At 64.8% G+C, this 12,577-nt stretch carries 11 protein-coding genes and 1 tRNA gene; 7 read left to right on the top strand and 5 right to left on the bottom strand.

The genetic code is table 11. The annotated features are described in order from the left end of the window. Nucleotides 1-193: 193 nt before the first annotated feature. Nucleotides 194-1,006, top strand: coding sequence for a helix-turn-helix domain-containing protein (locus tag HPY32_RS29465; protein WP_067577667.1), 813 nt, complete (start codon nt 194-196; stop codon nt 1,004-1,006). A 730-nt stretch (nt 1,007-1,736) separates the two neighbouring features. Here HPY32_RS29465 and HPY32_RS29460 read toward each other — a convergent pair. The 3 genes from HPY32_RS29460 to HPY32_RS29450 form a co-directional block, all read right to left on the bottom strand. Further along, nucleotides 1,737-2,450: a coiled-coil domain-containing protein gene (locus tag HPY32_RS29460; RefSeq protein WP_067577665.1), complete on the bottom strand. Its 714-nt coding sequence runs from the start codon at nt 2,448-2,450 to the stop codon at nt 1,737-1,739. Nucleotides 2,451-2,789: 339 nt separating this feature from the next. After that, on the bottom strand, nt 2,790-4,049 hold the full coding sequence (locus HPY32_RS29455; RefSeq protein ID WP_171983103.1) for a tyrosine-type recombinase/integrase: 1,260 nt from the start codon (nt 4,047-4,049) through the stop codon (nt 2,790-2,792). A gap of 952 nt (nt 4,050-5,001) precedes the next feature. After that, complete coding sequence (locus HPY32_RS29450) at nt 5,002-5,739, bottom strand: GntR family transcriptional regulator (protein ID WP_067577661.1); 738 nt, start codon at nt 5,737-5,739, stop codon at nt 5,002-5,004. 518 nt (nt 5,740-6,257) lie between these two features. Here HPY32_RS29450 and HPY32_RS29445 point away from each other — a divergent pair. The 4 genes from HPY32_RS29445 to HPY32_RS29430 are packed head-to-tail and all read left to right on the top strand — an operon-like array spanning nt 6,258 to nt 9,705. Beyond that, nucleotides 6,258-6,578 carry a hypothetical protein gene (locus HPY32_RS29445; protein WP_067577657.1) on the top strand — a complete coding sequence of 107 codons (321 nt, stop codon included), beginning with the start codon at nt 6,258-6,260 and terminating at the stop codon, nt 6,576-6,578. Beyond that, the gene (locus HPY32_RS29440) at nt 6,575-8,266 is read left to right on the top strand and encodes a replication initiator (protein WP_082870516.1); all 1,692 of its coding nucleotides are present in this window, start codon (nt 6,575-6,577) and stop codon (nt 8,264-8,266) included. Before HPY32_RS29445 ends, HPY32_RS29440 begins: the two co-directional genes overlap by 4 nt. A 9-nt stretch (nt 8,267-8,275) precedes the next feature. Beyond that, nucleotides 8,276-8,452, top strand: a complete 177-nt coding sequence (locus HPY32_RS29435) for an excisionase family DNA-binding protein (protein WP_156673815.1) — start codon at nt 8,276-8,278, stop codon at nt 8,450-8,452. Then, a complete protein-coding gene (locus tag HPY32_RS29430) occupies nt 8,452-9,705 on the top strand; it encodes a tyrosine-type recombinase/integrase (RefSeq protein WP_082870514.1) in 1,254 nt (417 codons plus the stop codon). The genes HPY32_RS29435 and HPY32_RS29430 overlap by 1 nt, the downstream gene beginning before the upstream one ends. A 61-nt stretch (nt 9,706-9,766) precedes the next feature. Here HPY32_RS29430 and HPY32_RS29425 read toward each other — a convergent pair. Then, nucleotides 9,767-9,842, bottom strand: a tRNA-Ala gene (locus HPY32_RS29425). A gap of 129 nt (nt 9,843-9,971) precedes the next feature. Between HPY32_RS29425 and HPY32_RS29420 the strand changes: the two genes are divergently transcribed. Together HPY32_RS29420 and HPY32_RS29415 are read left to right on the top strand one after the other, a co-directional pair. Next, nucleotides 9,972-11,426: a DUF222 domain-containing protein gene (locus HPY32_RS29420; RefSeq protein ID WP_067577651.1), complete on the top strand. Its 1,455-nt coding sequence runs from the start codon at nt 9,972-9,974 to the stop codon at nt 11,424-11,426. A 41-nt stretch (nt 11,427-11,467) separates the two neighbouring features. Then, entirely contained in the window at nt 11,468-11,704 is a 237-nt protein-coding gene (locus HPY32_RS29415; RefSeq protein ID WP_156673814.1) for a hypothetical protein, read from the top strand. Between the two features lie 94 nt (nt 11,705-11,798). Here HPY32_RS29415 and HPY32_RS29410 read toward each other — a convergent pair whose 3' ends face one another. Beyond that, nucleotides 11,799-12,503 (bottom strand): DsbA family protein, encoded by a 705-nt coding sequence (locus tag HPY32_RS29410; RefSeq protein ID WP_067577647.1) that lies wholly within the window; start codon nt 12,501-12,503, stop codon nt 11,799-11,801. Between the last annotated feature and the right edge of the window lie 74 nt (nt 12,504-12,577).

Raw genomic sequence — 12,577 nt, 5'->3', positions numbered from 1 at the left:
AGGTTCGTCACAAGGTTTCCAAAACTGTTGCGTTTGGCATGTTCAGGCGATAGTCTTCGATGCCCAGCCGGTTCCACCGCCTCCGAGGGCGTGACCTTCCCGACCGTGTGTCCCGATGCAGACCCTCCCCGGCGTCGCGCCCGGTGTCCAGCGAGCACAGCATCCAGGCTTGCAAACCTAGAGGAGGAGAAGTATGAACGGGGAGTCCGCCATCAAAGCACGTCACCGAGCCCGACGATCCCCTCGTCGCCTCCCCGTCGACATCCCGCAACTGTCGACGTTTCTGTGGCAGGTCCGCAACGACCGCGGGTTCACCCGGATACGGGCCTACCGGCGCACCGGCGTCAGCGAGTCCTACATCACGCAGATCGAACAAGGACACCGGACACCCAGCGCAGACATCGTCGAGCAGTTCATCGCCGGCTACGACATGGACCCCGCGCAGACTCGACATGTCCGCGAACTGCTCGCGCCCCCAGTCGAATTGCCCTGGCCTGACGAAATCCGTGACCGTCTGACCTCGCAACAGCTCCAGGTCATCGCTGACCTCAGCGACCGCGATGTCCCGGCTGTCTATATCGACCCGCTCTGGAACATCCTGGCAGTCAACGACGCCATGCGAGCGTTCATGCCCTCAATCGTGAAGTTCGGCAACATCGCACGCTGGTGGATCAGCCCGGATGCCCAGAAGCTGGTTCTCGGGTGGGACGACGAGCTCGACTACGTCGCCGCCTCGATGAAGCCCGCGATGGGTCGCTACCGCGAATCGCAGCAGACCGCGCTGCTTCTGCGCCACCTGCTCCGCAACAAGCGCTTCCGGCAGCGGTGGATCAGCAGCGCACGCATCTGCTACGGCCGCGCCCCCGACGACCACCTCGCCTGGCGCGACCTGCCCACCAACCGAACATACGAGGCCAGCATGCACCGAGCGGAAATCTCCGACGCCCAAGATGTGCTGCTGTGCGCGGCTTTCGTCAGCGCACGTGACGAATCGGAGACGCCATGACAAACGCACCGTTCCGGCTCGATAGTTCACAGTGTTCACGGCACCCTGCCGTACCCTCATCGGCGGGTTTGTTCACCGAACACTGCCGCAGGATGACCATGGTCCGAAATGGTCTCCCGCCCAGCCCCTGACAATCACGATCGCCCGGCCGCGGCGCCGGATGCCTCGCAGCTGCTGACGTACTCGGTCGCCGAAGGGGCGCGCATTCTCCGCAAGAGCGAGCGCTGGTATCGGCGTCAGCTCGCTGCCAGGTTTCTCCCCGGTCATCGAGCGGGACGGACCTGGTTTCTCACCGAGTCCGACATCGCCACCGCCCTCGACGTCACCCGGGTGCCGTCCACGGCCGCGCGTCGCACACCGCCGCAGCAGCCCACACGGCCGGCCCGCCGCCGCAACCGGCGCCGGGCCCGCCCAATCCCTCCGCAGAGTGCATCGACCTAGCGGACTCCTGCGGTGCCGAGTTGTCTCGCACCGCAGGAACGGCATGGCCCGGACCGATCGCGAAATGCCATGGGCGTGCGGACGGGCCATGCCACCCTCAGTTTCAGCCATCCGCACTCTCCACGACGCATCTTCGGCGCACTCATCCTGCTCGGCATTCCAGACAAGCCATATAGATCGAATGCTCCGGTCACTCTCGCGTGACGGAGCATTCGCGCGAGGCGGCAAGCACAGCACAATATCCCGCCGAGCCCAACCATGCCTCGCAGCTACGGCTATCGGGGTGGTTTCATCCAGATGCCTCTCCACGCTCTCGGCGACTAGGACTCACGATTGCCTCGAGCATCTCGCTGATCTGTTCGCGGTGTTCGCGCTCGGAGCGGTCGGCCATCGCGCGGGCCGCTGTGATCGCCCGGGCGAATTCGATGTCCCGCGCCTCTATCGCGTGGTGGTGTTGCTGGACCTGTTCGTCCAACCGTGAACGCAGACTGGCATTCTCGGACTCGAGGCGCTCTGCACGACGGTGGGCAGCGTCGCGTTCGGCCTCGGCGCGGGACTGCGCCATCCGTGCGCTATCGATGTGAGCCCTCATTTGCCGCAAGGTCGCCTCAGCCTTTCGCAAGCGCTGACTTCGGTCGGACTCGACCGCAGCGATCCTTCGCGCGGCGTCGGCCTCGACCTCTCGGCATCGGGACTCGACCTCCTCCAGCCGTGCGATGGCCTCCGCGGCTTGTTCTGCCGCGTCCTCGAGTGCCGCCGTCGCCAGATCTCTCAACTCGAGCGCTTCGGCCAGCTGAGCCTCGACTGTGGCCAGGGCTTTCTGCGCGTCTAGTCGCGCCTGTTGTTCGAGCGTGATCCGACGAGTTGTGTCGAGTTCGACCTGCTCGATGTGGCGATCGATACTGGCAGGATCGATGACGTCGGCCAGCGCAGTCGCTGCCTCCACTGCTGTGGAGGCAAACTCGCCCCGTAGTCGCTCCAGGCGCTCGACGAGACTCGCCACCGTAACGACACCGTCGGTGACCGGTCGCAGCGGAGGTCGAGCCGCCCTGTCGCCCTGGGATTCGGCGTGGTCGGCTCTGCGGCGAAACGCGGTCTGCGGATTGTGATCGGGATTCTCGCAGAACTCTGTCGGGCGTCCCCGGCTCCCCTTCGTGCGGGAAGCGGTGGGAGCAGTGCAACCTGGGAACTTGCATTGGGATCGGCTGCTTCCGTCGCCAGCCGTGTCGACAGCCTTCAGCATGCGAATTCCGTTTCATTCCATTGCATTTCATTCCGTTCCAGCAACAGGTATGAAACGAAATGGCCTCCGGAAACAGTGGTTGGCGGGGCAGTGCACAGCTCATGCGACATGGGCATCTCCTTCCGCCACCGCGCGCACCCGCGGCACCCACAGGCGGGCCTTCGCCGTCGAAGCTCGGCTGGCAGACCTCAAGACGTGACTGTAGTGAAGCTCGGTGACCCTGGTCGATTCGTGTCCGGCGTCACGAGAAACGACGATCAGGTCGTCGCCGCGCTGCAGCTTCCACGAGATCATGGTGTGCCGCAACGTATACGGAGTGATCCGCTTCGCCAGCAGCGAGTGCACTGCCTTCCGGTACGTGGCCAGAAGGAACTCCGGGTCGGCCCCCTCCCAGCGCGCATGCCGACCGAACGGACCGAAGTGGCCCTTGGCCAGCCCATCCAATCGGCGCAGGGCAGGCTGAAAGGCGCGCTCGTACAACACTGAAGCCGTCACCGGGGTTCCGATCTTGGTCTGGAACAGCAACTCGCTCGAGGCCCGGTTCAAATCGATGAGCGCCAGTGTCTCCAACGGCACGTTGACCACCCGAAACCCGTGCGCCGTCTTGGGTTCACCCAGCTTCCGGCGACTCCCAAAATCCTTCCACGCCTTGGTGATGCTCACATCACCGGTGCAGCGGTCGATATCGCCGACCCGCAGCGCGCTCACCTCACCAGGACGCGCCATCGACATCAGCGCGAACTCGCACTGAGGCCGCCAGCGCTCACCGACGAGCAGGTCGAACAACTCCCATTCCCGCTCCTCGAAGATATCGGCCTCCTGCATACGCCAGGCCGGCAACCGCGTTGTCGCACACGGGTTGTACCCGATCAACGGCACCGGCCGCCGCCCTGCGGCCGAGTTCATCGCACCGCTGAGGAATCCGTGCTTGTTGTGCACCGTTTTCGGCGCATTGCCCTGCTCCTCGCTCAGATGCACCACCCAGGCGGCATCCATCTCCGGGGTGAGCGCTTCGAGCGGGAAGCCCTGTCCGAAGAAGGGTGTGATGTCGTTGCGGATGTAGCTGCGATACTTGCGCTGCATGTACTCACCAGCACGGCAGATCTCATCGACGTAATGGGTCAGCCAGTCGCTCAGCAATACGACTTGTGACCGTGCACCACGCTGGAACTCGAGGACCTTCAATGCTTCGTTGATGCCGATCGAGTCCACGAGGTCGCAGAAGCGTTGCGCCTCCGCATATTCGTCGAAGGTTTCCGACGTGTGCCGACGCTTGTTGTTCTCGTCGCGATAGTAGAACGGCACTTGCCACGCGACCGTGCCATCCGTTGTGCGGGTTCGCGCTTGGGGAGTGAGCATAGGCAGCCTCCATTCGGGAAGCGCCATGAGCAGTGCGAATCTGTCGCTACAGTCGCATCATCGTCACACACATCGGGTGACCGAATCCAGCCATGGTCACACAGTGGTCACACAAGAACTGCGACCGAGACCAGATCATTGCCCTGAGCTGGAGATTAATGAGTGGAGCTAAGGGGACTCGAACCCCTGACCCCCACACTGCCAGGAGTGCGCGGAAGCCGTGACCAGGGCAAACGCATCGCCAAATTGCATGATGTCGAAGTGCCCCCGATGCTCGACTGTCGTCGTCGTTGTCGTCGGGGGTGTCGTCATGCCCTTCGCGGATAGGTCGTCTATCCGCCCTGACTGCTCTTTGCCCATCTTCCTCATACTTGCCGCCCTCAGTGGAGGACGGGCGGGTCAAGGGTGCCGAAGGCATCGCGTGCGACGCGACGAAGGAGCGCCCTTGATGCGGTCGGCCGGAGCGAGACAATCTGAGTATGAGGAAGGTGGGGAACACCAACTCCGCCTCGATGGGGCCAACCTCGGGACAGTGACGGTTCTCGGTGATACTCGGGCGATTAGACCGGACCACGGCCAGTCGACCACGGCGGGAATCGACGGCTCGGATTCGACTGCGGAGGTCAGCCGGGAACGGCTCTCTCGTGCCCAGCACTGTGCGGTTGTTGCCAGAAGTGGGCAGAGAGGCCACGGCGAGCGTTGGGCCGCCTTCGCGGGCGCGGACGCGCCGACGCGCCGGGCGGCCGGAGCTTGCGGAGGCCAGTCCGGTGCGCGGGCGCAGCGCGGCTGCGCCTGGCGGCGCGCCAGCGCCGCCCTTGATCACATATAGCTCAATTCGGCAAACAGACTGCACACGATGTGCGGGGCTGCGAAGATACAAGAACGGCTGGGACTTCCGTCCGGCGGATGATGCGACGGAGGTCCCAGCCGTTCGGCTGTAGATGGGGGCCGGTTAGTCGAGCGAGTATTCAGCGCTGAGTTCGCGCCCTGGTCCGAGGTAGTCAATGGCGTACTCGGTCGGGTCGCCGTTCTGGTCCCAGTAGAGATTGGTCATGGTCAGGCACTGGGAATTCGGTTCAACGCCAAGGGTTTCGGCGATATCGGTCGGCGCTTCCCGAAGCGAGACGACATCACGGCGGGCTACAGCCCTGCGTCCGGTTCGATCTTCGATCAGACCGAAGGTCATCTTGGGAAGCGGGTCCGTGGACAGTAGCTCGGGCGCAGACTTGGCGAATTCGCCTGGTAGCCACGACGTGGAGATCGTGACGATTCCAAGGTCATCGCGGTACACACGTCGTCGGCGAACAACCTGTGTGCCTTCGGGAATGCCAAGGGACTCGGTGACGTCGTTCGAGGCGTCGGTTAGTTCGGAGCTAACAACCTCGACTGATTCGCCAGGGCGATAGCCGTTGCCAGTCGCTCGAAGCATCTGCAACCGGTCCGGTCCGGTGGTCTGCTTATGCGAGATGGATACGAATGTACCCCGTGGCGTACTGCGTACATACCCTTCGGTCCGTAGTTGATTGAGCGCCTTGGCGGCTGTTGCTGTGGCGATATTCCATCCGGCTGCGATCTCGGCGACCGATGGGAGCTTGGCTCCTTCGGACAGCTCGCCGTTCTTGATCATCACTCGAAAGTGGTCGGCGATTTGCAGGTACGGAGGGGCGGGCCGATCCAGGCTCGGTGACATCGGAGGGGCCTCCTAAGCATTAGCGTGCTAGCTGACATAAAAGTGTATCACCTGCGGGTTTCCAGAAAATGAACGAGTGTACTAGCTCACCGAGTCTGAGTGTGCTAGTATAGTCTCATCGGAGAAAGAGCCCAGAGCCCGGAGGGTCATCATGCAGGCATTTCAGCAACTTCAGTGGACAGAGGTGGAGCTTCGTCCGAGTCGGCTCAATGCGGCGGGGTGGTGCATGTGGTGCTTGGAGCTGGGTTGCCTCAAGGCCCGCTGCATTGAGCTGCATGAGTGTTCAGCCTGGGCGGTGTGCCCGGACTGCGACGGCTGCGAGTTCAGCGATATCGCTACCTCAACTCGGTGCCACTGCATGGGTGGCGTGATCGAGATGACTTCCGCTCCGCTGTCGGTGGTGCGTTGATCATGACTGACGTAGTGATGCCCGCTAGCTGGCTGTCTCCGGACCGGGAAATCCTGATCCGTACTCGCGAGTCGATGAGCCTGGGGCGCAAGGCGTGGGAGATGGCGGCATGATCACCCCGGCTCGCACTGTCCTGAAACTATTTCTCGCGCAACGGCATTGGCAGTCCTACGAGGCGTTCCGGATGGAGTGGAACAAGGCCGCTGCGACAGTAAAGCCAGCGTTACCGGCTCCGGCTGAGCGGACCTTCCGGCGCTGGAAGTCCGGGGGCCTGGTGGCTCCTGCGGCTGCGCGTCGTCGGGTGCTGGAGGTCATGTTCCCCGGCTACACCGCTGATCAGCTGTTCTCCCCGCTCCCTGCGCGTCGCGGCCTGCGGCCCCGGCACTGGGAGTCCCGTGGCCAGATTTCCCTTTTCGAGGTGGTTGCATGAGTGCATCGCTTGTGACAGAACTGGATTCGCGCCGTAGGACGGCAGCGGAACAGCGGGCTATCCCGAACATGCCCGAGATCGCCCAGAGCATGGCCGAACAGCATGGCGTGTGCGGGCGTCCCCTTCCGATGCGGTCCTTCGATCAGGTCACCGGGCTCATGAAATACGTTGGCGTGCCGTGCAAGTCGACACTCGAATGTGTGTGTCCGGCGTGTGCTCGGCGCGCTCTCGCCTTGCGGCAGCACCAGGCCCGTGAGGGATGGCACATCCAGGAGGAACCCGTGGACGACAAGCGCGAACCCACCCGTGAGGAGATCGAGATCTTCGAGGCCCGCGCGGCCCTGCAAGTCCAGTACGACCAGGCGAAGGAGGCGGGCGACGAACAGGAGATGGACGGCATTCGGGAGGTGGTCCAAGACCTGTATGCCGAGCTGCGTGAGCATGGCGTGAGAGGCCCGTTCCCGCCGCTGGACACCGAACCACCGACTGCCCGCAAGCGTTCGACCAGGCGGCGTCAGGAGGCCGAAGACCTGCCCCGCCAGAAGATCGCCCCGACCACCCTGGGGCGTGAGTACGCGGGCAAGTATCGGCCGTCGCTGTTCGTGACCTTGACCCTGCCCTCCTACGGCCGCGTCCACCCGGACGGGGCAGCGGTGAATCCGGACACCTACGACTACCGCCAGGCCGCCCGGGACATCATCCACTTCGCCCGGTTGTTCGACCGGTTCGTCCAGAACTACCGGCGGGCCTCCGGTCGGGACATGCAGTACTTCGCCACCGTGGAGCCCCAGCGCCGCGGAGCCCCGCACATCCACATGGGCATCCGGGGCACGGACCCGAGGGCGATGATCCGGCAACTCACCGAGGCCACGTACCACCAGGTGTGGTGGCCCCACTTCGACCAGGAGGTCTACACCCCCGGGCACATGCCTGTCTGGAACTACACCATGCAACGCTGGGTCGATCCCGACCAGGTGAACCCTGAGACCGGTGAGCCGGTACCGGTGCCGACATGGGACGAAGTCATGGACCTGATGGACTCGGTCGATGAGCTGGAACCCGCGCACGTAATCCGGTTCGGCAAGCAGGTGGACGTGAAGGGCATCCTCGGCGGGACGGAGGAGGCCAACCGGCATATCGGCTACCTGACCAAGTATCTGACCAAGTCCATCGGCGACGTCATCGAACCCCAGTCCGATCGTGCTGCCCGGCACTACGACCGGTTGCACCAGGAACTGTGCAAGACACCCTGCTCGCCCACGTGCGCGGTGTGGTTCCGGTACGGCGTGGTCCCCAAGGGCGCAACCGCGAAGACTCAGCCGGGCCGCTGCAAGGGCAAGGCCCATCGCCGCGAGACCCTGGGCCTGCGCGGTCGCCGAGTCCTGGTCTCACGCAAGTGGACTGGCAAGAACCTGACCGACTACAAGGCGGACCGAGTCGAGTTCGTTCGGCAGCGGCTCGCGGAGGCGGGCATCTCGAAGGAGGACATCAGCCGCTACCGGATCGCACCGTGTGAGCCGGGTGACCCGGACGTGCCACCCCGGGAGTTCCTGATCATGTCCATGGTCACGGAGAAGATGCGGCAACGCTCGGAGTACGACGTCGCCCGCATGGCTCAGGCACAAGATCAGGTTCCACGTGAAACCGTTGTGCCACAACAAGATTCGCCTGAAGTGGATGCGGCATAGGAGGTGATCATGAGCAAGTTCATGACCGTGCAGGAGGCGGCCGACGAACTGAAGGTCAGCACGTGGTCGGTGTACCGGCTGCTGTGGGACGGACAGGTCCAGTCGATCAAGGTCGGTCGGTGTCGCCGGATCGTGCGGCAGTCCTTCGATGCCTACGTGTCCGGGCTGATCGAGAGCGCTGCGTGATGGCCGAGAAGAAACCGCGCAAGCGCAACCCGAACGGCTCGGGCACGATCAGCACCCGGAAGGACGGTCGTGTCGAGCTGAAGTTGTTCGTGGACACTCCGGACGGCAAGCGCAAGCGGGTCAGTGTGTACGGCCGCACGTGGGATGAGGCAGACGCCGAACGTACCCGGTTGAAGGAGTTGCAGCGCAAGGGAATTCCCGTCGATGTGACCACCATGACGGTTCGCCAGTACATGGAGTACTGGCTGCGCGAGATCGCCGAACCCAAGATCCGGCGGACCACCTTCGCGACCTACGAGGGTGATGTCCGCCTGCACATCGTGCCGGGCCTGGGCCGCCACAAGCTCAAGGCGCTGAACAGCCGACACGTCCGGACGTTCATCACCGGACTGCGCGCCAAGTGCCAGTGCTGTTCCCAGGGCAAGGACGCCGGCCGAATCAAGCCCCGCTGCTGTGCGAAGTCGCCCGCCGAGTGCTGCCAGGATGCCTTGTCGATCAGCTCGATTCAACATGTGCTCCGGGTGCTCCGAGCGGCCCTCCAGGATGCCGTGGATGAGGAGCTGATCAGCCGCAATGTCGCACGAACCGTGAAGGTCGGAGGCAGCGGCGACTACAAGGTCCGGGCGTTCACGGCGGTGGAGGCCAAGCAACTCCTTCGGGCGGCTGAAGCGCATCGGCTCCATGCCCTGTGGGCAGTTGCACTGTCGATGGGGCTGCGTCGCGGAGAGGCGTTGGGCCTGAAGTGGTCCGATGTCGACCTGTCCGGCGGGCGGCTGGTCGTTCGGCAAGCCCTGCACCGCGTTGACGGCAAGCTGCGTCTCGAGGAGGTGAAGACCGAGGGATCCAATGCCACGCTCCCGCTGCCTCGTCCGCTCGTGACGGTTCTGCGGAATCACCGGAAGCAGCAGATGGAGGAACGATTCGCGGCCGGTAGCAGCTGGGAGGAATCCGGCCTTGTGTTCACCACGAAGTTCGGCAAGCCGATCGAACCGAGGAACGTCAACCGGATGTTCCATGCGTTGTGCAAGAAGGCGGGCGTGCCAGAGGTCCGGGTACACGATCTCCGGCACTCGTGCGCGACGCTGCTGTTCACTCAGCGCGTGGAGGCCGCGACCGTACAGCGCATCCTGCGGCATTCCTCGATCACGGTGACGACGGACATCTACATGGAGGTGATCGAGTCCGTGAAGCGTGATGCACTGGATTCGATGGGCATGCTGTTCGACTCGTCGGCCGACGACACCGCGCTGTGAATTGTCGTCAGATGTGTCGTCAAACGGCCGACTCGAAGAGGTGGAGAACTGCTGTTCTCCCTGGTGGAGCTAAGGGGACTCGAACCCCTGACCCCCACACTGCCAGTGTGGTGCGCTACCAGCTGCGCCATAGCCCCGTGTTCTGTTTTCTACCTTCGGGGTGCTCCCCGTTGGCTTGAATGAAGTTACACCATGCCCGGTTTCGCGGCCAAATCGCCTGGACAGTGGGGTGGTGGAACATGTGTTCGAAGAGTAGTATCGAACACATGTTCGACGGCGGAGAGCTTCAGGCGATGAGCGATGAGGGGCTGATCGACGCGCTGCGGCGGGCGCATGGGGCGGCGGCATTTGCGCAGGCGGCGGAGGTGCGGGCCGTGCGGGAGTTGCATCGGCGGCGGGGCGCGACTGCGGAGGAGGGGGGCCAGCGGGTCGGGGAGTTCGCGGCGGCCGAGGCTGCGGTGGCGGTGCAGATCTCCGAGGTGGTGGCGGCCGCGCTCATCGATATAGGACTGGGTCTCGATGGGCTGCCTGCGACGCGGGAGGCGTTCGGTGCGGGGCGGATCGATCTCGCTCGGGCGCAGGCGATCGTGGACGGCGTTCGGGGGCTGTCGGACGAGGCGCGGCGGGAGGTCGAGCCGAGGCTTGTCGAGGCGGCGGCTCGGTCTGATCCGGCGCGGCTGCGGCAGATTGCGCGGCGATGGGTCACCCGGCTGGATCCGGAGGCCGAACAGCGGCGGCGTGAGCAGCGCGAGGGGGATCGGGATGTGCGGATCCGGGCGGTGCAGGACGGCATGGCGGTCTTCGACGGCCTGCTGCCCGCGGTCGACGCCCAGACGGTTGCCATGCGCTTGCGGGAGTTGAGTTCGGGGGTGTGTGAAGCCGATCCGCGGACGATGCCGCAGCGGCGCGCGGACGCTCTCGTGGCGCTGGCCGACGGCTCGGGGCAGCTGCGCTGCCGGTGTGGCCGCGGCAGCGAATGCACCGCCCCCGACGCCACTTTCGAGATCCGCCGCCCCTTGGTCCAGATCGGCATCTCGGCCGCCACGCTGCTCGGCCTCCGCAACGACCCCGCCTTCCTCGCCGGATACGGCCCCGTCGACCCCGTCCTCGCTCGCCGAGTCGCCGAACATGCTCGGCTCCAAGTGATTCCGGAACACACGGAAGAGCCGAACGAGCCCGCCGAAGCCACGGAGAAGAAGCAGACCGACCAGGAGGACGAGTCGCACACCCGCCTGGAGCGCGAGATACGCGCGATAGACGGCCAATGCCGATTCCCCGGATGCACGATGCCCGCAGCGGCAGGCGATCCGGTATCCATCCGGCCGATCGAGAACACACGGGGCAGCGCATCGCCGAGGACGGACCTCGCGATCCTTTGCCCCAGGCACTACCGCTTGAAGGCATTGGCGGACAAGCGAAAACTGCGTTGGCGAGTGCATCGGCTCGATGCCGACCGAATGCAGTGGACCAGCCCCACCGGCGACGAGCACCTCACCGTCCGCGAAGGCGCGCGTTATCTGTTCCCCCACACCGACATCGACGCACCGGAGCCGCAATGGCCCTCCCCCACGACCTCCCCGGCACCACCGGAACCCGCCACGATCGATCCGGCGTACCCACTGGATCGCCCCGTGCTCTCCCGGGTTGCGACCATGACGCCGGAGGACGATCTCCCGCTCGCTTCCGGCTCGAAAACCCCGATCGCCGAACACCATTCGTGAACCCCCATGTCCACCAGCGACCACGAGGACACGGCACCGCCATGGAAGAACCGGACCGTCCCGTACCCCCGACGGTTATCGACGTCGGTGTGGAGCGCGAGCGGATCGCGGCCCTGGAGAAGATCCGGCGGCGATTGGAGTCCGAGCTGGACAAGGCCGAATCGGGCTGCGGATACGCGGCCATGGTGCGGCAGCTGCGCGACACCGTCAACGCCATCGCCGACGCGCGCAATCGGGTCTACGAGGCGCTGCTCAACGATGAGCCGGACGATGGTTAGCCCACGCGTTGCGGGTACGCCCGCAATCGAGGGGGTCGCACCCGGACGGCTGGGGATGCCGCCCGGGTGCGCATCACCACGAGGCGCCCTCGACCTACGAGGCGGCCTTGGCCACCCAACCGGAGTCGTTCACGTCGATCTCCTTGGCGCCGTCGAACACCGACGGCGTCTGGACCTTGCCGCCGAGCGCAGCGCGCAGCGCCTTCAGCGAGGCATCGGTGTGGTTGCGCGCCGAATCGACGCGATCGCCCTTGGCGATGCACTGCAGCACCTCCGCCGGCGCGCCCGCGTCCTTGGCGATCGCGGACAGCTGGTCGTTGCTCAGGTCGCCACCGCTCTCGCTGGGCTGTTTGGTGGTGAACAGCGCCGTATGAAACTTCGAGTACACCGGCCCGTCGCCATTGTCGGCGACGCACTCGTTGGCGGCGACGGCGCGCGTGGAGTAGTCCTTGCTCCCCGACTTCGGGTCGAGGAAATTCACCAGCCGGTACCGCACCGCCAGCTTGCCGGCGTCGACCTGCTGGGCCAGCTGCTGGCCGTAGAGGTGTTCCAGCGACCCGCATGCCGGGCACATCGGATCCTCGTACATGTCGATCGTCTTGGGCGCGTTCGGCTTACCCAGCACGATCGCGCCGTCCGAATCCAGCAGCGCGCTCACAGCCGGGTCGTGCACCGGGCCGTATCCTTCGCCCTGCACCTTGAGGTCGTGGTTGCTGTTCCAACGCACGACGAAGACCACGATCAGTACGATCACCGCCAGGGCCACACCACCGAGGGCGTAGGTGGTGCGGCTGGACATCGGTCGCGGTGTGTACTTCGATCCCGAGGAATTCACGGCCCCCACTCTGCCAAAGCACCGGCCACCACCGCGAT

Source organism: Nocardia terpenica (assembly GCF_013186535.1).
GTDB lineage: Bacteria > Actinomycetota > Actinomycetes > Mycobacteriales > Mycobacteriaceae > Nocardia > Nocardia terpenica.
The sequence above is the reverse complement of the archived record's forward strand: the minus strand, read 5'-3'. Positions and strand labels throughout refer to the sequence as shown.

Coding starts and splice junctions, on each gene's coding strand:
- HPY32_RS29465 (WP_067577667.1), top strand. CDS start 194: ATGAACGGGGAGTCCGCCATCAAAGCACGTCACCGAGCCCGACGATCC.
- HPY32_RS29455 (WP_171983103.1), bottom strand. CDS start 4,049: ATGCTCACTCCCCAAGCGCGAACCCGCACAACGGATGGCACGGTCGCG.
- HPY32_RS29450 (WP_067577661.1), bottom strand. CDS start 5,739: ATGTCACCGAGCCTGGATCGGCCCGCCCCTCCGTACCTGCAAATCGCC.
- HPY32_RS29445 (WP_067577657.1), top strand. CDS start 6,258: ATGATCACCCCGGCTCGCACTGTCCTGAAACTATTTCTCGCGCAACGG.
- HPY32_RS29440 (WP_082870516.1), top strand. CDS start 6,575: ATGAGTGCATCGCTTGTGACAGAACTGGATTCGCGCCGTAGGACGGCA.
- HPY32_RS29435 (WP_156673815.1), top strand. CDS start 8,276: ATGAGCAAGTTCATGACCGTGCAGGAGGCGGCCGACGAACTGAAGGTC.
- HPY32_RS29430 (WP_082870514.1), top strand. CDS start 8,452: ATGGCCGAGAAGAAACCGCGCAAGCGCAACCCGAACGGCTCGGGCACG.
- HPY32_RS29420 (WP_067577651.1), top strand. CDS start 9,972: ATGTTCGACGGCGGAGAGCTTCAGGCGATGAGCGATGAGGGGCTGATC.
- HPY32_RS29415 (WP_156673814.1), top strand. CDS start 11,468: ATGGAAGAACCGGACCGTCCCGTACCCCCGACGGTTATCGACGTCGGT.
- HPY32_RS29410 (WP_067577647.1), bottom strand. CDS start 12,503: ATGTCCAGCCGCACCACCTACGCCCTCGGTGGTGTGGCCCTGGCGGTG.